At 67.3% G+C, this 20,956-nt stretch carries 22 protein-coding genes and 1 tRNA gene; 5 read left to right on the top strand and 18 right to left on the bottom strand.

The features are described from left to right. The first annotated feature begins 18 nt into the window (after window positions 1–18). From GYB83_RS17935 to GYB83_RS17945, 3 genes are all read left to right on the top strand, one after another. The gene (locus GYB83_RS17935; protein ID WP_161896707.1) at window positions 19–615 is read left to right on the top strand and encodes a TetR/AcrR family transcriptional regulator; all 597 of its coding nucleotides are present in this window, start codon (window positions 19–21) and stop codon (window positions 613–615) included. 224 nt (window positions 616–839) lie between these two features. Further along, window positions 840–1,376, top strand: a complete 537-nt coding sequence (locus GYB83_RS17940; RefSeq protein WP_161897575.1) for a recombinase family protein — start codon at window positions 840–842, stop codon at window positions 1,374–1,376. After that, entirely contained in the window at window positions 1,373–1,672 is a 300-nt protein-coding gene (locus GYB83_RS17945; protein WP_308469666.1) for a hypothetical protein, read from the top strand. The genes GYB83_RS17940 and GYB83_RS17945 overlap by 4 nt, the downstream gene beginning before the upstream one ends. Here the strand turns inward: GYB83_RS17945 and GYB83_RS17950 are convergent. Both GYB83_RS17950 and GYB83_RS17955 read right to left on the bottom strand, forming a co-directional pair. Then, entirely contained in the window at window positions 1,648–2,604 is a 957-nt protein-coding gene (locus GYB83_RS17950) for a proline dehydrogenase family protein (protein ID WP_161896708.1), read from the bottom strand. The genes GYB83_RS17945 and GYB83_RS17950 overlap by 25 nt on opposite strands. 54 nt (window positions 2,605–2,658) lie before the next feature. Further along, window positions 2,659–3,426: a helix-turn-helix transcriptional regulator gene (locus GYB83_RS17955; protein ID WP_228461598.1), complete on the bottom strand. Its 768-nt coding sequence runs from the start codon at window positions 3,424–3,426 to the stop codon at window positions 2,659–2,661. Between the two features lie 24 nt (window positions 3,427–3,450). Here GYB83_RS17955 and GYB83_RS17960 point away from each other — a divergent pair, with 24 nt between their 5' ends. Beyond that, entirely contained in the window at window positions 3,451–3,795 is a 345-nt protein-coding gene (locus GYB83_RS17960; RefSeq protein ID WP_161896709.1) for a gamma-glutamylcyclotransferase family protein, read from the top strand. Here the strand turns inward: GYB83_RS17960 and GYB83_RS17965 are convergent. From GYB83_RS17965 to GYB83_RS18010, 10 genes are all read right to left on the bottom strand, one after another. Continuing rightward, window positions 3,768–4,529: a TMEM175 family protein gene (locus GYB83_RS17965; protein WP_161896710.1), complete on the bottom strand. Its 762-nt coding sequence runs from the start codon at window positions 4,527–4,529 to the stop codon at window positions 3,768–3,770. The genes GYB83_RS17960 and GYB83_RS17965 overlap by 28 nt on opposite strands. Then, window positions 4,451–5,116, bottom strand: coding sequence for an endonuclease III domain-containing protein (locus tag GYB83_RS17970; protein WP_161896711.1), 666 nt, complete (start codon window positions 5,114–5,116; stop codon window positions 4,451–4,453). The genes GYB83_RS17965 and GYB83_RS17970 overlap by 79 nt, the downstream gene beginning before the upstream one ends. Window positions 5,117–5,499: 383 nt before the next feature. After that, a tRNA-Pro gene (locus GYB83_RS17975) sits at window positions 5,500–5,573 on the bottom strand. 45 nt (window positions 5,574–5,618) lie between these two features. Further along, a complete protein-coding gene (locus GYB83_RS17980) occupies window positions 5,619–6,284 on the bottom strand; it encodes a lysoplasmalogenase family protein (protein ID WP_161896712.1) in 666 nt (221 codons plus the stop codon). A gap of 63 nt (window positions 6,285–6,347) precedes the next feature. Continuing rightward, a complete protein-coding gene (der, locus tag GYB83_RS17985; protein WP_161896713.1) occupies window positions 6,348–7,790 on the bottom strand; it encodes a ribosome biogenesis GTPase Der in 1,443 nt (480 codons plus the stop codon). Further along, entirely contained in the window at window positions 7,787–8,461 is a 675-nt protein-coding gene (cmk, locus tag GYB83_RS17990; protein WP_161896714.1) for a (d)CMP kinase, read from the bottom strand. The genes der and cmk overlap by 4 nt, the downstream gene beginning before the upstream one ends. Beyond that, a complete protein-coding gene (locus tag GYB83_RS17995; RefSeq protein WP_161896715.1) occupies window positions 8,461–9,483 on the bottom strand; it encodes a pseudouridine synthase in 1,023 nt (340 codons plus the stop codon). Before GYB83_RS17995 ends, cmk begins: the two co-directional genes overlap by 1 nt. Window positions 9,484–9,539: 56 nt before the next feature. Then, window positions 9,540–10,229 carry an SMC-Scp complex subunit ScpB gene (gene scpB / locus GYB83_RS18000; RefSeq protein ID WP_161896716.1) on the bottom strand — a complete coding sequence of 230 codons (690 nt, stop codon included), beginning with the start codon at window positions 10,227–10,229 and terminating at the stop codon, window positions 9,540–9,542. Then, window positions 10,226–11,059, bottom strand: a complete 834-nt coding sequence (locus GYB83_RS18005; RefSeq protein WP_186349802.1) for a segregation and condensation protein A — start codon at window positions 11,057–11,059, stop codon at window positions 10,226–10,228. The genes scpB and GYB83_RS18005 overlap by 4 nt, the downstream gene beginning before the upstream one ends. Next, window positions 11,056–11,955: a ParA family protein gene (locus tag GYB83_RS18010; protein WP_186349803.1), complete on the bottom strand. Its 900-nt coding sequence runs from the start codon at window positions 11,953–11,955 to the stop codon at window positions 11,056–11,058. Before GYB83_RS18010 ends, GYB83_RS18005 begins: the two co-directional genes overlap by 4 nt. Before the next feature lie 202 nt (window positions 11,956–12,157). On the opposite strand from GYB83_RS18010, the gene GYB83_RS18015 reads away from it, so the two are divergent. Continuing rightward, entirely contained in the window at window positions 12,158–13,645 is a 1,488-nt protein-coding gene (locus tag GYB83_RS18015) for a DUF222 domain-containing protein (RefSeq protein WP_161896718.1), read from the top strand. A gap of 19 nt (window positions 13,646–13,664) precedes the next feature. Here GYB83_RS18015 and GYB83_RS18020 read toward each other — a convergent pair whose 3' ends face one another. From GYB83_RS18020 to steA, 6 genes are all read right to left on the bottom strand, one after another. Then, window positions 13,665–15,344, bottom strand: a complete 1,680-nt coding sequence (locus GYB83_RS18020; protein WP_161896719.1) for a hypothetical protein — start codon at window positions 15,342–15,344, stop codon at window positions 13,665–13,667. Between the two features lie 40 nt (window positions 15,345–15,384). Beyond that, window positions 15,385–16,314, bottom strand: coding sequence for a site-specific tyrosine recombinase XerD (xerD, locus tag GYB83_RS18025; protein ID WP_161896720.1), 930 nt, complete (start codon window positions 16,312–16,314; stop codon window positions 15,385–15,387). Next, on the bottom strand, window positions 16,314–16,946 hold the full coding sequence (locus tag GYB83_RS18030) for an NUDIX domain-containing protein (protein WP_161896721.1): 633 nt from the start codon (window positions 16,944–16,946) through the stop codon (window positions 16,314–16,316). The genes xerD and GYB83_RS18030 overlap by 1 nt, the downstream gene beginning before the upstream one ends. Continuing rightward, entirely contained in the window at window positions 16,943–18,676 is a 1,734-nt protein-coding gene (gene pyrG / locus GYB83_RS18035; RefSeq protein WP_161896722.1) for a CTP synthase, read from the bottom strand. The genes GYB83_RS18030 and pyrG overlap by 4 nt, the downstream gene beginning before the upstream one ends. Window positions 18,677–18,777: 101 nt before the next feature. Then, on the bottom strand, window positions 18,778–19,707 hold the full coding sequence (locus tag GYB83_RS18040; RefSeq protein WP_161896723.1) for a copper transporter: 930 nt from the start codon (window positions 19,705–19,707) through the stop codon (window positions 18,778–18,780). Further along, window positions 19,704–20,885: a putative cytokinetic ring protein SteA gene (steA, locus tag GYB83_RS18045; protein WP_186349868.1), complete on the bottom strand. Its 1,182-nt coding sequence runs from the start codon at window positions 20,883–20,885 to the stop codon at window positions 19,704–19,706. Before steA ends, GYB83_RS18040 begins: the two co-directional genes overlap by 4 nt. Between the last annotated feature and the right edge of the window lie 71 nt (window positions 20,886–20,956).

Genomic DNA, 20,956 nt, shown 5'->3' on the forward strand with positions numbered 1-20,956 from the left:
ATGAATCGGGGAGTCGGCATGGCGAAAGGTGAGCAGACACGGGCGCGGACTGTCGCGCGGTTTCTCGAAGCCGGTGCGGACGTGTTCGCGGACAGAGGTTTCCACGCTGCGACGATGGCCCAGATCTGTGAGCGGGCCGGGCTGTCACGCGGGGCGTTCTACTCCAACTTCGACAGCAAGGAGTCACTGTTCCTCGCCCTGTTCGAACAGCACGCAGCGACCCAGCTCGACGCGGTGGCCTCGGCGTTCGAGAACGCACCCGACTTCGACACCGCCGTCTCGACCGCGGTCGGGGCGGCCGTCGCCGACCCCGACGCCGAACACCGCTGGTTTCTCATCTCCACGGAGTTCACGATCTACGCCGCCCGGAACGCCGACGCCGCCAGACTGCTCGTCGAGCACGACACCCGGGTCCGGAGTCGACTGGCGACCACCATCGCGCGTTTCGCGACCGGCGACGCCGCCGCGCAGCCGTCCGAGGACGACCTGGAGGCCGCGCGATTCGCGATCGCGCTGTACGAGGGCGTCCAACTCGGCGCGCTCGTCGAACGCGACGCCTACCAGGCCCGCCGCACCATGCTGCGCTTCCTGCCGCTCGGCGTGAAGAATTCATGATCGACGTGTCGATTCCGGGCCGACGCTCGCGGAATCCCTGATCCTTGTCGCAAAATAAAAATGAGAATTGATCGCAAATTTTTTGAATCTGTTCTCCACTCGAACAAGGAGTTAACCTCCGAATCTTGCGCGACATCTTCTTGAAACATCGGGCGCGTCCGACATGTTTTGAGAATTGTTGCGCTACGCTCATCGACATGAATCTCATTCCCGCACGTGGCGGGATGCTGCTCGGCTATGCGCGCACCAGCACGGGCGGCGCTTCCCTCGAGTCGCAGATCGACGCGCTCACCGGAGCGGGCGTCGACCCCGCACGGATCTACACCGACGGGGCCGGTGCGCACGGCAGGCCCGGGTGGTTCGCCCTGCTCGACTACGCTCGCGCAGGCGACACGGCGGTCGTCGTCGGGATCGACAGACTCGGCCGGACCGTGACCGAGGTGCTCACCGGGGCCCGCGCCTTGACCGACCGCTCGATCGGGCTCCGGTCTCTCCGGGAGGGTGTCGACACGTCCGATCCGGCCGGATCGATGGTCGTCGGAGTGCTGGCCTCGCTGTCGGTGTTGGACGAACAGTCGCCGGCTCGACGGCATGCGGCGACCGCGAGCGTGGGCAGGCCGCGTGCCCTCGACGACCGGCAGATCGCCTCCGCGCAGCGAATGCGTGCCAACGGGCAGTCTGTGCAGGCCATCGCCGAGAGCCTCGGCGTATCGCGTGCCACCCTGTACCGGACACTCGCCGAACGGAGGTCTGTGCGGTGATCGACTCCACACCCGGCGTCCCGGGCGGCGACATCACGACCGAGTTCGGCGTCGTCCGCCGACTGCCCACGACGTCACGAATCGACGCGGACGTCGACGACGATTTCGACCTCGACCTGTTCCAGGCGGGTTTCGGCGACGCCAACGTGCGCTTGCGGACGTTCCCGCCATCATGGGCCCGTCATCACGCGACGACGGTGATGCAGTCCGAGCCGCTCGTCGACGACGACGCCCCCAGCTACACTCGCGGCTACCGCGCCGCGGCGTACGGTTACCTCCGCCACTGCCTCGACTGATCTCCGCCCGTCAGATCCGCCACCGCCGCGACCAACCGGCCCGGGTGTTCGGCGATGCGGTTGAGGACGTACAACCACCACTCACGACCGAACACGACGTACTCGCGGGTGACGCGGCCGTCGGCGCGCAAGGTGTCGAGGAGATCGCCGCCGAGCCCCTGGAGCATCTCGAACTCCGCACCCTCACCGACTCTGGGCAGGAGCCGCTCGACGAGCGATGCGTCGTGGGTTGCGAGGTTCACCCGCCGTCCCTCGGCGACCAGCGCGTCGACCGCGTTCAGGTACGCGTCGTACATCGGTTCGCTGTCGCGCGGGTACGCGATCTCCTTCGGCTCTCCGAACGCTCCCTTGACGATTCGGACGGGTCCCGGCCGCTCCATGACGCGCCGAAGGTCGGCGGGCGTGCGATGCAGACGCGCTTGGAGCGTGACGCCGGTGTCCGGGAAGTCGTCGTTCAGCCGCTCCCAGAGGTCGAGCACGAGGTCGGTTCGATCGGAGCCCTCCGCCGAGATCATGAGACTGGAGCCGGACTCACGTGCGGCCACCGCGATGCGCCGCGCGTTCTCGAGCGCGAGTGTCGGTGAGAGCAGCGAACCGACGTGCGAGAGGTCGAAGGAGATCGTCGGCGGCACGGGCCGCGACAGACGCGCGGCCAGTTCGACGAAGATCTGCGTCTGCGCCGATGCGGTCGCCTCGTCCCGGACCGACTCACCGACGCACTCGACACTGCCGAGGTGGCCGCGGTCGGCGTTCGCGGCGACGACGGCGAGCGCGTCGTCGATCGTCTCGCCCGCGATGTACCGGCGTGCGACGCGGTGCGCGAGGCCGGCGAGGACTGGATCGGCCATCGTCCGTGCTTTGAGTTGTTCGTCGACCGCCCAGGCCCGGAGATTGTCGGCGGCCCTGGTGAGGTCTGGCGCAGATGTCGTCATGCCTCCAGTCTCGGACGTCGACGCCGCGACGGTCTTGAACGAAATCGCACGCGGTCAGCGACGGTAGCCGCCGGGCGTCGCAGCGACGTGGGCCCGGAACACCCGATGAAAATGGCTCTGGTCGGCGTAGCCGAGAGCATGCGCGGTGTCGATCACCGAATGTCCGCCGCGGAGCATCTCGCGGGCGGTGATCACGCGTCGATTGTGCCGCCACGCGATCGGCGTCATTCCAGTCGCCCGTTTCACCGCTCGGATCAGCTGGTCGCGGTCCATGCCGACGAGCGCGGCGACATCCTCGAGGCGCGGGTTGCTCGGATCGTCGCGCAGCCTGTCGAGGACCGGCTCGAGACGGACGAGGAGTTCGGGATCGGGTTGTGCCGCTTCGGAGTACCACGGCTCAAGGCCCGCACAGATCGTGAGGGCGCGGCGCATCGCGTCGTCCACCGGGGCCGACCCGAAGAGTCGATCGATGACGTCGTCGAATGCCCGGTACAGACCGTCGTCGCGGAACACCCGCACCCCGTGTTCGATCGAGTCGTCACGCCCGGTGAGCGATTCGATCCAGGCGCCCTCGGCGTGGAGCATCTGATACGTCCACGACGCGTCGACCTGATTGCACGTGTGCACCTGGTCTGCGGGGATGACGATGACGTCTCCCGGTTCGAGGACCACCGTCCGCCCGGCCGCGCCACGGAACGTCGACGTGCCGTCGTCGATGAGACCGACCGAGAAGCGGTCGTGTGTGTGCGGCCGATAGCAGGCGTTGTCCTGGCACGATCGCCGGGCCTCCATGCTGTCGTTGCGCGCGAACTCCCTCACCATGACGAGCTTAGATATGCTCGCGCGGTGACACACCTCCTGTTCTCGTATGGGACCCTCCGACAGCCCGACGTCCAGGCGACGCTGTTCGGTGGTCCGGTCCCGACCGACGACGACTCGCTGGTCGGCTTCCGGCTCGACTGGGTGCGGATAGCGGATCCGGCGGTGATCGCCGCGAGCGGTTCGGACAGGCATCCGATCCTGCGGCGGGGCGAGCCGTCCGATGTGATCGCGGGTTCGCGCCTGTCGCTGACCGACGATCAGCTGGCCGCGGCCGACGACTACGAGGTCGACGACTATCGCCGCGTCGAGGCTGCCCTCGCGTCGGGTCGTCGGGCGTGGGTCTACGTGTCGTCCGACACCGCGGACTGATTCGCCGTGCCGTCGGCGGGCGTCCACCGTCGCAAGAGCGGTGCGACGCCCCACTGTACGGCGCCGCTCAAGAACATGACGAACAGCGAGTAGTAGCCGACGCTCGGGACGAGTGCGGTGAGGACTCCCGCGGCCGCGAACAGGATCACCGACGCGAGCCCGTCGCCGACTCCGCCGCGCACCTGCGCTCCGGTGAGGTCATGGAGTCGCGGCGCGTTCCCCAAGTAGATGCGGATCAGCAACCACATCGCGCCCGCCGCGAGCATGCTGCCGATGTAGATCAGGACGACGCCCGACGAACCGTCCGCCGCTCGACCGGTCAACGCCGTCGGCACGGGCAGCCACACGATGGTGAGCAGCCAACCGAGGCTCAACCACAACAGGGTCTGCGACATCCGTTCGACGTGCGCGAACACACGGTGGTGTCCGAACCAGAACGACCCGATGATCACGAAGCTGATCACGAAGGTGATGATCTGGCTCTGGTGTTTCGAGAACCACTCCCCTGCACCGTCGTTGTCGTCGAGTTCGGCGGCCGACTCCATCAGCGGCAGGATCAGCAGCGTCATCGCGATGGCGATGACCGCGTCGATGAACGCCTTCGCCCGTTCGGCTGGCAGCAGTTGGACGATCGTGGACTCGTCGGCGTCACGCATCAGCGCCGCCGCGCGGGCTTCGGCGTGCGCTCGAGGAGCGCCTGCTTCTTGGTCGACGCCCACGAGCAGATCGGGCACTGCGCGAAGTCGTGACGCAACGCCGGGCAGTACTCGCGGCCGAAGAAGATGATCTGCAGGTGCCGCCGATTCCACTCGTCGCGGGGGAAGACCTTCTTGAGGTCGCGCTCGGTCTTCTCGACCGACGTCCCGTCCGACAGGCCCCACCGTCGGGCGAGGCGGTGGATGTGCGTGTCGACCGCGAACGCCGGAATGCCGAAGCCCTGCGACATGACGACACTCGCCGTCTTGTGGCCGACGCCCGCAAGCGATTCGAGGAACGCGTAGTCCGGGACGATCTCCCCGCCTGCGGCGATGATCTGCCCCGCAGCCGTCCACAGGTTCTGCGCCTTCGTCGGAGCCAAGCCGATCTGCCGGATGAGTTCGAGGATGCGCTCGGGTCCGAGCGCCGCCATCTTCTCCGGTGTGTCGGCCACCGCGAACAGCGCCGGGGTCACCTCGTTGACCTTCTTGTCGGTGGTCTGCGCCGACAAGGCCACCGCCACCAACAACGTGTAGGGATCGGTGTGATCGAGCGGGATCGGTTGCGTCGGGTACAGCTCGTCGAGCATCACACCGATCCGGTCAGCTTTGTCCTGGCGCCGCACTTCGATCACGGTACCCGCGTCCGACATCCGGATGACACCGCCCTGCCGATGTCTGCCGTCACGACTACTTCCACATCGGCACCGGTGCCGACATCATGACCGACACGCGCACGGGGACACGGGTCCACCCGTACCGGGTGAGTGTGGAGATCAGCTCACCCGGCGGCCAGACGTATGTCTCGGTGCGCGGGCCGGTGTCCAGACGTGACGGGACCCGGGGCACGATGTCTGTCGCTGCGCATCCCCAACCGCACGAGTATCCCGACTGGCTTCAGGACCTCGTTGCCCGGCGACTGTCAGCCGTCGTGCTGGACTGATCGACCGGCGAATGCGACAGCACCATTCCGGAACTCCCGGAAGGGTGCTGTCGTCTGCTATCTCTGTCGGGCTGACAGGACTTGAACCTGCGACCCCCTGACCCCCAGTCAGGTGCGCTACCAAGCTGCGCCACAGCCCGTTACTGCACTTCCCTCGGGAAGCGAGATTTACCTTAGCCCACCATCTACCTGGACGACGAATCGCCTGGTCGGAGGGCCTCAAGCACACCCAGGACGATGAGCCCCTGACCGATCGTGTACGTCGCCATGACGAGCGGATCGAACCAGCCGGGCGCCGCATCGGGCAGGAACAACATGAATGCGAGCAGCGAATCGCTGGTCAGGAAGAAGGCCGCGCCGAACGCGATGATGTCATTGCACCGGGACGCAGTCACGGCGGTGCCCGCGAGGACGATCCCGTAGACGGCCACACCGATGAACATGGCTCCGGCGTGCGGACCGATCACGGCGACCATCGCGGCCCACCACACGACGTACACGAGCGCCCACGTCGGGAGTCGCCGCTCGGTCGGCCCACGCGTGAACTGGACGATGTAGACGATGTGCGCCGCGCCGAAGAACCCCAGCATCAGCGGGAGGACGGGCCCGTCGGGCACGACGACGCCTGCGGCGTCGCCGAACCACGACAGGACCACTGCCGACACGAGGACCACGGCCGAGCGCAGCGGGATCTCCCGCCACGCCCCGACCACCGGCACCGCGAGGAGCGGCATCAACAGAATCTTCGTCGGACCTGTGACCGGACTCTGCACGATCAGCGCGCCGACGTGTACCAGCGAGATGACGATGTAAGGCCCCCACAGCGCGATGTCGCGCACCTTCACGATCATCCGACAATGCTAGGTCCACACCTACCGAACGCCGAACCGAAGCCCCGATCTCGGACGCGTGCGCTACTTCTTCCGCTGCTCACGCTTGTCGCGCACGCGGACGTTCACCCGAACGGGCGAACCGTCGAAGCCGAACTCCTCGCGGAGACGGCGCTCGATGAACCGCCGGTAGCCCGCCTCGAGGAAGCCCGTCGTGAACAACACGAACGTCGGCGGCCGCGTCGCGGCCTGCGTCGCGAACATCACGCGCGGCTGACGCCCTCCACGCACCGGGGGCGGCGTCGCGGCGATGACGTCCTTGAGCCACGTGTTCAGGCGACCCGTCGAGACGCGCCGATCCCATGACTCCAGCGCGCCTTCGAGAGCGGGCACGAGCTTCTGAATGCTGCGGCCGGTCTGCGCGGAGATGTTCACGCGCCGCGCCCACGGCACGCGGGCGAGTTCACGGTCGATCTCCTTGTCGAGTTCATAGCGCCGGTCCTCGTCGACGAGGTCCCACTTGTTGAAGACGACGACGAGCGCGCGGCCGGTCTCGACGATCAACGACAGGATGCGGAGATCCTGTTCGGTGATCGGCTGACCCGCGTCGATCAGCAGCAGTGCGACCTCCGCCGACTCCAAGGCGGCGCGCGTGCGCAGCGACGCGTAGTACTCGTGTCCCTTCGCGGTGTGCACCTTGCGGCGCAGACCGGCGGTGTCCACGAAGTGCCATGGCTTGCCGTCCAGCTCGATCATCTCGTCGACCGGATCGACGGTGGTGCCCGCGACGTTGTCGACGACGGACCGTTCCTCGCCCGCGAGGCGGTTGAGCAGCGAACTCTTGCCGACATTCGGCTTGCCGACCAGCGCCACGCGACGCGGACCGCCGGGAGCGAACCGTTCGCGCGGCTTCTCCGGCAACTTCGTCAGGATCAGATCGAGCAGTTCCGCCGTTCCACGTCCGTGAGCCGCCGAGATGGTCTGTGGCTCCCCCAAACCGAGCGACCAGAGGACCGCCGCATCGGCTTCGGCACGTTCGCTGTCGACCTTGTTGGCGGCGAGGATCACCGGAGCCTTCGACCGGCGCAGCACGCGCGCGACGGCCTCGTCCGTCGACGTGGCCCCGACGGTGGCGTCGACGACGACCACGATCACATCGGCCGTGCGCATCGCCAGTTCGGCCTGAGCGGCGATCGACTGACCCATGCCCTTCGCGTCGGGCTCCCACCCGCCGGTGTCGGTGACCATGAACGGGTGGCCCGTCCACTCGGCGCGGTACGAGACTCGGTCCCTGGTCACGCCGGGAACGTCCTCGACGACCGCTTCACGCCGACCGAGGATGCGGTTCACCAGAGTCGACTTGCCGACGTTCGGGCGTCCGACGACGGCGACGACGGGCAGTGCGGGCGCCTCGTTGAAGACGTTCTCGCTAAGGAAGTCACCCAGCTCCCAATCGGATTCGCTGGTCCAGGTGCCGTCGCCCGCCGTGTCCGCGGCGTCGAAGGCGTCCGTGTAGTCGTCAGTCATCGAAGTTCTCCGATCCGCTCGGATACGAGCTCGGTGAGCCGGTCGAGGACCTGCTCCAACGTCATGTCGCTGGTGTCGACGAGGACCGCGTCGTCCGCCGCACGCAGCGGCGACGCCTCCCGCGTCGAGTCCAGATGGTCGCGTCGGTTGACGCTCGCCAGCACCTCGTCGAGGACGCTCTCGCGTCCGGCCGAGATGTTCTGCCGGTGCCTGCGCTCGGCGCGGGCCTCGGGCGTCGCCGTGAGATACACCTTGAGGGCGGCCGTCGGGAAGACGACGGTGCCGATGTCGCGTCCCTCCACCACGAGCAGCGCCGAATCGGCATGTGCGCGTTGCAGTTCGACGAGAAGTTCACGGACCCGCGCGTTCGCCGACACGGCCGACACGTCGCCGGTCACGGCGTCGGTGCGGATGTCGGCGGAGACGTCGTCGCCGTTCAATGTGACGACGGTGGCGCCGTCCGGACCGGGAGCGAGCCGGATCTCGGCGGCCGCAACGACCGGCGCGACGTCGTCGGAATCGGGTGCGACTCCGGCGCGCTGGACCGCGAGCGTCGCCGCCCGGTACATGGCCCCGGTGTCGAGGTAGTGCGCGCCGACCCGGTCCGCGAGACGACGGGCGACCGTCGACTTCCCGGTTCCTGCGGGCCCGTCGATCGCGACGACCGGCATCACAGGCCGACCGCCTTGTAGAGTGCCCCGATCTCCTTGCTGTCGAGCACGCGGAGGCTGCCCGGACGCTGAGTTCCGAGGTGGACGGCGCCGATGTCGGTGCGGACCAGGCGGATCACCGGGTGACCGACTGCCTCCATCATGCGGCGCACGACATGCTTGCGACCCTCGTGCAGCGTCAGGCGGACGAGCGATTCGCCCTGGTAGAGCTCCATCTGAGTGTAGGAGTCGACCGTGACGGGACCGTCCTCGAGTTCGACGCCCTCGCGGAGACGACGGCCGAGACCGCGACCGACCTCGCCGCGGACGGTCGCCAGGTACGTCTTCGGGACCTCGAACGACGGGTGCATCAGGCGGTGCGCGAGTTCGCCGTCGTTGGTGAGGAGGATCAGGCCCTCGGTGTCGGCGTCGAGGCGTCCGACATGGAACAGCCGCTGTCCGGACATGACTCGCTCGGAGACGATGTCGCCGATGCAGGGGCGGCCGTGATCGTCGCTCATCGTCGACTGCCAGCCCTTCGGCTTGTTGAGCGCGAGGTACTGCTTCGACTCGTCGATGACGACACGCGCGCCGTCGACCTTGATGATCGCGGTGTTCGGGTCGATGCGGAGCCCCTGCTCCAGCACGATCTCGCCGTCCACCTCGACACGACCCGCGGCGATCATCTCCTCGGCTCCACGACGCGAGGCGACACCGGCCGCCGCGAGCACCTTCTGCAAGCGCATGCCGTCGGCGACGTACGTGGCTCCGTCGCCGTCGACGACGGGCTTCTGCGTACGTGCGGGACGCGAATTGTTGTACCGGATCTTGCCGGTCTCCGCGTTGGGCCGTGAGCCCTTGCGGTGAACCTTGCGGGTGCCCTGGCCGCCTCGGCCCTGGGCCGCGCCGCCCTTGCTCTGACCCGACGCGGACTTGCCGCCGGTCTTCTTACCCGTCGGCTTCTGGCCGCGCGAGTCGCCGCCACGGGAACGTCCCGTGCCTTCGCCTCGTCCCGGTCTGCCGTCTCGGCTAGCGGATGCCATGAGTGAATCCTTCGATTGCTGGTGTGCAGTTGTGTATGACGCGGCGCGGGCTCGAGCTATTCCTCGTCCGCCTGTTTCAAGGCCTCCGCCGACGCGTCGACCTCAGATTGTGCCGCGCGAGCACCCAGTTTGGCGAATCGCGGATCCTCCAGAAGCTCCTCACCGAGATCCTCGATGACGTCGACGTCGGGAAGCAGCGGCGCGAGGTCGGGCAGCTCGGTGAGCGAGGCCAGACCGAGCCGCTCCAGGAACAGTTCGCTGGTCGCGTACAGGGTTCCGGTGGTCTGCGGATCGTTGCCGACCTCGTTGACGAGGCCCCGGGCAACCAGGGTCCGCATCACGCCGTCGACGTTGACTCCGCGGATCGCGCTGACGCGGGCCCTCGTGACGGGCTGCCGGTAGGCCACGACGGCGAGCGTCTCCAGCGCCGCACGCGTGAGCTTGCTCCGAGTTCCGTCCAGGAGGAGACGTTCGACATACGGCGCGTACTCGGTCCGCGTGTAGAACCGCCAGCCGTCGCCCGCGTACCGCAGGTCGATGCCGCTCCGGGCCGCCGTCAACTCCTGACTCATTCTCGAGAGCATCCCGCGGACGCGGTGCGGCAGTGTCTGGACGGCGTTGGCGAGGTCGTCGACGGTCGCCGGCGAGTCGACGACGAGCAGCACCGCCTCGAGGGCGGCGCGGAGTTCGTCGTCGTCGAGGGTCTCGCCGTCGTCGACCTCCAGGGGGACGGTGTTCTCGGTCATCCGTAGTCCTCCGTTGTGTCGATGTCGATGTCGTCCGTGTCTCGGTCGCCGGTCCAGCTGACGCGCAGCTCGCCCAACGCCTCGGGCTGTTCGAACAGGACCGCCCGTTCCCGGTAGAGCTCGAGAAGCCCGAGGAATCGGGCGACGACCTCGAGCCCGTTGACGCACTCGGCGACGAGGTCGCCGAAGGTGAGCCACTCGCCGTCCGCCGCCACCAGCAGCTCCGACAGGCGCTTGGCCTGTTCGGGCACGGACACCGGCGAACCGTGGAGATGATCGAGGCCGACGCGCGGAATGGGCTTGGGCGCGATCGCCGCCGCGGCGATCTGCGCGAACTGCGCCGCGTCGACGCCGAGCTTCACCTCGGGAAGCAGGTCGACGTATCGTTCCTCCAACGACACCGCACGCGGATACCGTTGCAACGCAGCCGCTTCCAGCTCCGCGAAGAGCGCGGCGACCTGTTTGAACGCCCGATACTGCAGCAGACGGGCGAACAGCAGATCGCGGGCCTCGAGAAGAGCGAGGTCCTCGGGATCGTCCACCTCGCCGGACGGCAGCAGCCTCGCAGCCTTCAGATCGAGGAGCGTCGCCGCGATCACCAGGAACTCCGTCGTCTGCTCCAGATCGGAGTCCGGTCCGAGCGCCTTCGTATAGGCGATGAAATCGTCGGTCACGACGTGCAACGCGACCTCGGTGACGTCCAGCCTGTGCTGGCTGATGAGGTTGAGCAGCAGGTCGAACGGCCCCGTGAAGTTGGTCAGCTTGACGGTGAACTTGCCGTCGTCGGCAGGCTCGTCGGACTGCGCCTCGACGACCCCGGCCTGGGTCACGCGCGGGTTTCGTTGTGCGCGATCACCTCTCGCGCAAGACTGCGGTACGCCGCCGCCCCTGTGGACTTCGGAGCCCACGAGGTGATCGGTTCACCCGCCACCGAGGTCTCCGGGAATCGGACCGTGCGGGCGATCACCGTGTCGAACACCGCGTCGCCGAACACCTCGACCACACGGTGCATCACATCGCGCGAGTGAAGAGTGCGCTGGTCGTACATGGTCACGACGATGCCGCCGAGCTCCAGGCGCGGATTCAGGCGGTCGTGCACCTTGTCGATCGTGTCCGTGAGCAGCGCGAGTCCCCGGAGGCTGAAGAACTCGCACTCCATCGGGATCAGGACGTTGTCGGCGCAGGCCAACGCATTGACCGTCAGCAGACCGAGCGACGGCTGGCAGTCGATCAAGATGTAGTCGTAGCGGTCGGCCACCGGGTGCAGGGCGCGCGCGAGCGCCTGTTCGCGACCGACCTCGCTGACGAGTTGGATCTCGGCCGCCGACAGGTCGATGTTGGACGGGAGGAGGTCCAGGCCGTCCACCCTGGTCCGCATGAGCACCTCGTCGGTCGACGAGTACGGCGGGACGAGCAGATTGTGAACGGTCTTCTCGAGTTCGTGATGCGGAACTCCGAGACCTGCCGACAGTGCACCCTGCGGATCGAGGTCGACCAGCAGGACTCGGCGCCCGGCCTCGGCAAGCGCCGCACCGAGGTTGATGGTCGACGTGGTCTTGCCGACGCCGCCCTTCTGGTTGCACATCGCGATGATGACCGCCGGACCATGCTTGTCCAGAGGCTGTGGGTCGGGGATGTCGCGGTAGGGCCGACCTGTCGGCCCGAGCTTGTCGGCGGGAACGTCGAGCTGGCCCTGCGTCGCCTTGGCGCCGGCTTTCTGATCCACCTGTCCGATGCTCCTTCGCGTGTCGACTGGTACCCGCCGCAATCCTAGTGCGTCCGGGGCCGCCGAGTCGTGAGGCCGTCGGCGAGCCACTGTCCGACGCCTACGTATCGGACTGATGTTCTAGGTACCTATTGCCTAGTTCATTCCGTTGAGATAGGATTAGAACATTAGTTCGATCGATGTTCGACCGGGGAGGGCCATCATGACGAACACCGTTGCCAGTTCCACAGCGTCGGACGCCGACTTCGACGACATGGCGGAGATCCGCAGGCTCTGGGCCGAGGAGGCCTCCCTCGCGGGCCGTCGCCTCGCACTCGTCGGCGCGATCGCGGCCCGGCGCGACGCCACGGCCGCCGACGACGACACCGCGCTGCTCAACTGCACCACCGTCCTCGGAGCCGAGATCGCCGCACTCGTAGCCGTCGGCAAAGAGGCAGGCGCACACATGGTCGACCTCGCCGCAGATGCGCGCGATCGCATTCCGGCCGTCGCCGCAGCCTTGCGCGACGGCGTCATCTCCCTATCCACCTTCCGCGCGATCGCCCTCGAATGCGCCGCGATCACCGACGCCGAGATCATGGCGGCCGTCGATGCCGAGATCGCCACCGACCTGCGCGCCGGTGGAGCCGTCTCCACCGGCAGCGGTCGCGACACCGCCCGCCGCTTCGTCGCCGAGTACGACGCCGACGCGGTCCGCGAACGCCGCGCCGTCCGGGGCAAGGGCGTGAATGTCACCCAGGACGGGGACGGCGTAGCGTTGACGGTCTCCGCTCACCCCGAGCAGGTTCTGGCCGCGGCCCAGGCCATCCGCGCCGACGCCGCCGCGCAGACCTGCGCAGACGACTCGCGGTCGGTCGGCGCACGTCGTGCCGATCTCGCGATCGCGCGCCTGACCGGCGGCGCATTCGCGTGCGACTGCGGGAATCCCGAATGCCCCGCCTCTACGTCTGCCGACGAGATCGGCGACCGCTTCTCGCGGATCGTCGTTCATGTCGTGGCCGATGCATCGACGCTCGACGGCGAGTCGAACAAGGCCGCGTGGGTCGACGGATACGGCGTCATCGACGCCCACCACGCCCGCGACATCGCGGCCCGACCCGGCACGCTCATCCGGCCGCTCGACATGAGCGCGGCCACCGCACGGCCCTCCGACTACCGGCCGAACGCCGCGGCCGACACCGCAGCCCGGGCCGTGCACGGCACCTGCACGGTCCCCGGCTGCGACCGGGCGGCATGGTCGTCCGACCTCGACCACGTCACCGAGTTCAACCACCACCGACCCGAGGCCGGCGGCGCCACCTGTCCATGCAATCTCGGGCCGAAGTGCCGCCTCCACCACCTGATCAAGACGTTCGTCGACGGATGGCTCGACATGCAGGTGACGGACGCGAACGGCGTCATCTGGACCGAGACGATCACCCCGTCCGGACACTCCGTGCGTGCCCGCGCGCGGAACCACTGGCTGCTGCCCGGACTAGGACTGCTCCCCTGCCGACACGGCGCGCCGGTCGAGCCGGGCGTCGTCGACCCCGCGGACGCCCCCGTGCGCGGCCAGTCTCGTACCGCTGCGAAGCACGCCTACCGCATGCGACTGCGGTCCCGTCGCCGATACGCGGTCGCCTGCGTCCAGGCCGCCGAAGCAGTGAGGAAGGCCGAACTCGAGTGCTACGGCACCGAACCGCCGTTCTGACGGAACGGGATCGACCCGTTCAGTTTGTCTTCTTGTTCGGCATGTACTTGTGCGGACCGAAGAACCCGACGTGCACAGTCGTGTCTTCGCCAGTCCCCGCAATATGGAAGTAGATCCGAGGAGCCATCGGGCCTCCGCCTTCCGCGATTTTCAGGTGCGCCATCATGTGAATCTTTCCGGTCGAGGAAACTGATCGGCCTACGGGCAGGAGGCGGGACGCCCACAGTTTGTCCGAGGTCTGCACATGCGATGACTCCACCATCGCGAGCTTTTTCGATGTTGCAGGCCATGCGCGCAGGTTCCCCGAATTTGCGCACCATTCCCAGAACCCTCCCCCGGACCAGCCTCGACGAATGTCTCGGACAAACGCGTCGAGGGCCCGAAACGCCCGCCACGATGTACCCGCCCACGCAACACCGTTTGTCGTCGCATCGATTTGGTCGAGATCGCGGCACACACCGTCCGGTAGGACGACCGTGTCTTCGAAATAGAGCCGGACCATGTCGACCAGATCGAGCACGCTGCTGACACTCGGTGGCGGTGCATCCTCAGTCGCCTCGATGTAGGTATCTGCGGCCTTCAGCTGCGCCCGTAGTGAACTGAGATGCCCTCGCGCTCGTTCGAGACTGTCGATATGCTGCGCATTGCTCTCCATCACTTCGGCCAGTTCTAACGCACTGTCCTCGGCGTATTCGCGTTCGCGCTGCAGTTCGTCCTTCAAAGCGGACACTTCAGCCGTCAACCGATCGATCTCATCGTCGATCAACTCATCGAGCGCCGAGCCATCATGACTGCGAAGCCTCTCGCGGACAAAGGTGTAGCTCGTGGGAGCACGTCGGACCGTCGACAACGGTCCGAGCCTGTTGCCGATCAATTGGTCCACCCGCCCCGAAGCGAACCGATCTGCGGTGAAGTACCGATGCCGATACGAATCCCCCGGTTCGTCGAGGTCGACTACCGCACCGTAGATGCGCATCGCTCCGCCCCACAATCCGAGTGGGCGTCCAAGGCGATCCGTGAGTTCGCGCGCGGCCGCGTCGTCTACGACGACGACATTTGCCAAACCCATCGATGCACCAGCCGCCTTGTGGACCACTGCGTCAAATCCGCCGGACCGACGCATCGCTGCACGGCGAGACTCCTCAGTGTCGTGAATGACCACAAACGGAACGGTGCGTTCCGGATCGGTCAGGTAGTCCGCTAGACCACGCCCGACTTCAGTCCCGGCGAAAGACTCGGCAGTCGACCACAGACGTATCGACCCGACTTTGGGTTCAGCACCACCACTCAGCAAGTCGCCGACAATACGCGGGGGCATCACCGGAATCCTCGTCACATCAAGTCCGTCGCCAACCACCTCATTGTCGACCCACAGGATCGAGGTGAAGTGACCGTCCTCGATCGCCTCCCACACCCGAACCGTCACATGCCATCGAACTCCGCTCACGCGGCTCGTCTCTATGAGATCGCCTCGCCAGATATTGCCGACGCCATCGACCATCGAAGGATCCGCGATTCGCCTGACTTCGATGTCGAAGTACTCATCCCCGCGTCGGCGGGTCTCTGTGATCGATTTCGAGTCGGAGCCTGCGGCACCGAGACTCCATTTCGAGTCGACCCAATTGTCGAATGCGCCACGAGCGAAACGTGCGACATCGGTGCAGTTGTCCGACCAGATCGCCCGATATAGGAGAGTCACATCATCACCATGCCACGTCGAGGATCACACGTGGAGGGTTTTACCGTGCCCGCGGATGAGCGGTCGCGTACACCTCGCGCATGGTGGTCACGGTGACCAGGGTGTAGACCTGGGTCGTCGTCACCGATGAGTGGCCGAGGAGTTCCTGGACCACACGGACATCGGCGCCGCCGTCGAGGAGATGCGTCGCGAAACTGTGCCGGAGCGTGTGCGGCGAGACGTCCTTGTCGATGCCCGCACGATCGGCGGCGTCGACGAGCACCTGCCAAGCACTCTGGCGCGACAGCCGCCCGCCTCGGATGTTGAGGAACAGCGCGGGCGTCCCCTTCTTGATGAGCGCCGGTCGGCCCCGCACCAGGTAGTCGTCGACGGCGGCGAGCGCGGGCCGTCCCACCGGGACGATCCGCTCCTTGCCGCCCTTGCCACGCAGGACGACCGCCCGGTGTTCGACGTCGATGTCGTCGACGTCGAGCGCCGTGACCTCCGAGATCCGCGCGCCGCAGCTGTACAGCAGTTCGAGGAGCGCCCGATCACGCAGCGAACGAGGGCCGTCCGACGGGCCTGCCGCGTCGAGGATGGCGAGGACATCGTCCACCGGTAACGACTTCGGGAGGCGGCGGGGAGCCTTCGGTGGGCTCACCGCGTGTGCGACGTCGTCATCGACGAGCCCCTCCGCCGCGGCGAACTTGTGGAACCCGCGGGCCGCGATGAGGGTCCGCGCCACCGAGCTGTCGGCGAGCGGAGCCACCTCGGCGGTCGGGTCGCCTCGCCTCAGCACGACGAGGAAGTCGCGCACCGTGTCCTCGCGGACGCCCCGGAGGTCCGTGATTCCCCGACCGTTCAGGAACTGTTGGTATCGACGCAGGTCACGGCGGTACGACGCGATGGTGTTCGCCGCCGCTCCCCGCTCCACGGTGAGGTGGTCGAGGTAGACCGTCACCGCGTCGTCGATTGCCGACCGGCCCGTCATCACGAACTCCGGCGCGTCTCGAATGCTCGGGGACGATCACGCCACGGCGCGTCGACGTCTCGGAGTTCCACCCCGGACGCGTCGGCCGCAGCCAATGCGAGGAGCCCCGCGACCGCGGTCGCGTTGACGATCTCCCCCGACAACGCCATCCCCACCGCGGCGGCCAGCGAATGCCATTCCAGGCTGAGGTCGGCCTCCTCGTGTTCGCGCTCGGCCACCGGCAGAGTCGTCAGGCCCTCCGCCAGGTAGACGCGCAGTGCCTCGTCGGTGAAACCCGGCGACACGTCGAGGTCGACGAGCACCCGCCACCGGGCAGCCGCGAGATCAGCCTCCTCGGCGAGTTCCCGCTTGGCCGCGTCGAGCGGAGCCTCGGCCGGGCCGCCGTCCAGCAGACCGGCCGGGATCTCCAGCAACCGACGTCCAACCGGATGACGGTACTGCCTGATCAGCGCGACGCGACCCCGATCATCGCGGGCGACGACCGCCACCGCGCCGTGATGCTCCACCACTTCGCGCTGCGCGGTGCGGCCACCCGGCATGTCGACGTCGTCGAGCCGAAGCGCCAGGATCGCACCCGAATAGACGGTCTCCGACGCTGAGATCGTGAACTCGTGCGACCCCGGAGTGCTCACTCGGCGGCCTGCTCCGAGTCGTCCTCGCGGTCCGGCGCGTCATAGCCGTCGAGTTCGACGGGGATCCGGGTGGCCTGCTTGTAGCGCAGCGCCGCGTCGATCAGCGACTTGAACAGCGGGTGCGGACGGGTCGGACGGCTCTTGAGCTCAGGGTGCGCCTGCGTCGCGACAAGGAACGGGTGGACGTCCTTCGGATACTCGACGAACTCGACGAGACGACCGTCCGGAGACGTGCCGGAGAACACCAGACCCGATTCGGCGACCTTGTCGCGGTAGTCGTTGTTGACCTCGAAGCGGTGACGGTGACGCTCGCTCACCTCGGTGGAGCCGTACGACTTCGCGACCTGCGATCCGGGGATCAACGTGGCCGGGTACGCGCCCAGGCGCATGGTTCCGCCGAGATCGGCGTCGCCCGCGACAGCCGCCTCCTGGTCCGCCATCGTCGCGATCACCGGAGACGGGGTCTCCGGGTCGAACTCGGTTGAGCTGGCGTCCGCGAGCCCGGCCGAGCGTGCCGCCTCGATGACGACACACTGCAGTCCGAGGCACAGGCCGAGCAGCGGGATCTTGTTCTCGCGGGCATAGCTGATGGCGCCGAGCTTGCCTTCGATGCCGCGGATGCCGAACCCACCGGGGACCAGGATCGCGTCGACGTCGCGCAGCGCGGTGTTGGCGCCGTCGGGCGTCTCGCAGTCGTCGGACGGCACCCACTTGATCTCGGTCCGCGCACGGTGAGCGAAACCGCCCGCGCGGATCGCCTCGGTCACCGACAGGTAGGCGTCGGGCAGATCGATGTACTTGCCGACGAGCGCAACGGTGACGGTCTCGCGCGGATTGTGGACTCGTTCGAGCAGGTCGCCCCACACGGTCCAGTCGACGTCGCGGAACGGCAGTCCGAGTTGGCGGACGACGTACGCATCGAGCTGCTCGGAGTGCAGCACCTTCGGGATGTCGTAGATCGACGGAGCGTCGGGCGTCGAGATGCAGCCGTCAATGTCGACGTCGCACATCAGGGCGATCTTCTTCTTGAGCCCGTCGGGCACCGGCCGATCGCAACGCAGGATCAGTGCGTCGGGCTGGATGCCGATGCTGCGGAGCGCGGCGACGGAGTGCTGCGTCGGCTTCGTCTTCAATTCACCCGACGGCGCGAGATACGGCACCAGCGACACGTGGAGGAAGAACACGTTGTTGCGGCCGAGGTCGTGGCGGATCTGACGGGCGGCCTCGATGAACGGCAGCGACTCGATGTCGCCCACCGTGCCGCCGATCTCGGTGATCACCACATCGGGAGCTTCCCCCGACGAATCCGGCTCGTGCATGGCGAGCATGCGCGCCTTGAGTTCGTCGGTGATGTGCGGGATCACCTGCACCGTGTCGCCGAGGTACTCGCCGCGACGCTCCTTCGCGATGACCGTCGAGTACACCTGGCCAGTCGTCACGTTGGCGGTTCCCGACAGGTTGCGGTCGAGGAAGCGTTCGTAGTGGCCGATGTCGAGGTCGGTCTCGCCGCCGTCCTCGGTGACGAACACCTCACCGTGCTGGAACGGGTTCATGGTGCCCGGGTCGACGTTCAGGTACGGGTCGACCTTCTGCATGGTGACGCGCATGCCGCGTGCGGTGAGAAGCTGCCCGAGGCTCGAAGCGGTGAGTCCCTTGCCCAACGAGGATGCGACACCGCCCGTCACGAAGATGTGCTTGGGGCTTACGCGCTCGGAACGCAGTGATCGCAAAGAATTCTCCCGTCGGGGTGTATCAGGACTGCCGAATACCTGATGACCTACGGGACTTCAGCCTAACAGCATTTCCGGCGGAACAACGCGACACGCCGCGCCTACTTGGCGGGTTCGGCTCCGACCGTGATGGCCGTCGCACCCGGGCCGGTTCCGAACGCCCCGGACCGCCCCGACAGTTCCTCGCCGAGCGCGAGGATCGTCGTCAGTCGGCCCGTCTCCCGGTCGACGTTGTCGACGGTCGAGATCGCATTGCCGAGCGCCGGATCGGACCTGATGACACCGATCGGCGAACCGCCTTCGGCCGATCCCGTCCGACCGACGAGCGCTCCGCCTTGTCCGCGCATCGCCATCGTGGCCGCGAGTCGTCCCACCAGCTGCCCCTGCGCACCGGAGTCGCGCCCCATCTCGCCGCCGGTGACGACGAGGACGAGGTCCGCCGGTTTCACGGTGCCCTCGGCGTACTCGATGAACCCTCCGCCGCGCAGCGTGTCGAGGACCGTCCGGCGATCGGCGTCGGACGCCGGACGCTGACCCGCTCGATGCAGCAGGGAGACCCCCAGCAGGTCGCCGGTGCGCGAACCCGAGTCGGTGAACTCGACACGCAACTGCGCACCCGTCGGAATCGACTGGTCGACGATGGTCCGCAGTTTGGACGCGTTCTCGTCGCGGATGAACGACGTGGTCAACGCGATCTGACCGGCGAACGCGGCGCCCGCGTCGTTGAGCATGCCCTTCAGTGCGGTCACATCGCCGTCCGCGGCGTCCGGCGACGTGACGACCAGGACCGACTGCCCCTTCAGGACATCCTTCGTCAGACGGCCCGCGATCGCCGACGTGAAGCTGTCGGACGCGTTCACCTGAGCGGAGAGGTCGTCGCGCTCGTCCTGCAGCTTGCCGATCTTGTCGCGGTCGGTGCCGGTCAGCGCGTTCACCCGGTCCCCGATGAAGCCGGAGCCGAGGAACAGTCCGAGCGCGAGCGCGAGGAACACCGCGATCAACGAGATCGCGTGTTGACGCATGGTGATCACTGGTTCCAGACTCCCGAGATCCAGTCGACGAACGCGTTCCAGCGGTCGGCGATCCAGCCGCTGACATCAGCGCCGCCCTGTGTGATGACGACGGTCGCGATGATCGCGATGAGTGCGGCGAGGACGAGCATCGCGATCGCCGCACCGCTCACCCGACTGCGGTACAGGGTCGCGACCGCCTTGGCGTCGACGAGTTTCGGCCCCACCTTGAGGCGGGTCAGGAACGTGGACGGGATCTGATCGCGGAGTTCGCGGTCGAAGAAGTCGTTCAGCGAGCCGCCGAGACCGGCGGTGACGATGAGGTCGGCGCCGTGGAAGTCGACGAGGAGCAGCGCGAGGTCTGCGGCCGAACCGGCCGCGGGGAACGTCGTCGCGCCGACCCCGAGGTCCTGGATCCGTTCGAGACCGGGAGCATGGCCGTCCGGATCTGCGGGCAGGACGAGTTCGGCCCCCGATTTGAGGGTGTCGGTGTCGATCTCGTCGGGGTCGCCGACGACGATGGCCGGACGGTATCCGGCCTTCATCAGCGTGTCCGCGCCGGTGCCGACGCCGACCATGATCGGCTGATACTCCTTGATGAACGGCTTGAGCGCTTTGAGGTCGGCCGCGCGGCCCGCACCCTCGGCGACCACCACGACGTGACGTCCCTCCAGCTTGCACCGCACCTCGGGGATGCCGACCCCGTCGATCAGGAGCGGCGACTCGCTTCGGATGAACTCGATCGTGTTGCCCGAGAAGGCCTCGAGATGGTCGACGAGTCCGGTCTTCGCGTCGAGCATGCGGTCGGCGACGATCCGTTCGTCGAGTTCTTCACCGCGGGCGACGACCCGGTCGCCGACGTACACGCGACCGTCGTTGAGACGCACCTTCTGGCCGTCCTTGATCCGCGAGAAGATGTCGTCGCCCACGTTGTCCAGCAGCGGGACGCCCGACGCGGCGAGCACCTCTGGACCGAGATTCGGGTAGCGGCCGGTGATCGACTCGCCGACGTTGACGACGGCCGCGACCTTCGCGTCGATGAGCGCGTCCGCCGTCACCCGATCGAGGTCGACCTCGTCGAGGACCGCGATCTCATCCTCCCCGACGCGCTGCAGGAGACGTTTGGTGTTCTTGTCGATTCGCGCGATGCCGACCAGACCGGGCAGCTCTTCGGTGTTCCGTGACAGCAGGGCAGGCATCCTCATGACTGCCATCGTGGGCCGATCGACCGCCGATCACACGGAGGCGCGCCGTAACTCAGGAAACTTTA

The sequence above is a fragment of the Gordonia spumicola genome, assembly GCF_009932475.1.
Classification (GTDB): domain Bacteria; phylum Actinomycetota; class Actinomycetes; order Mycobacteriales; family Mycobacteriaceae; genus Gordonia; species Gordonia spumicola.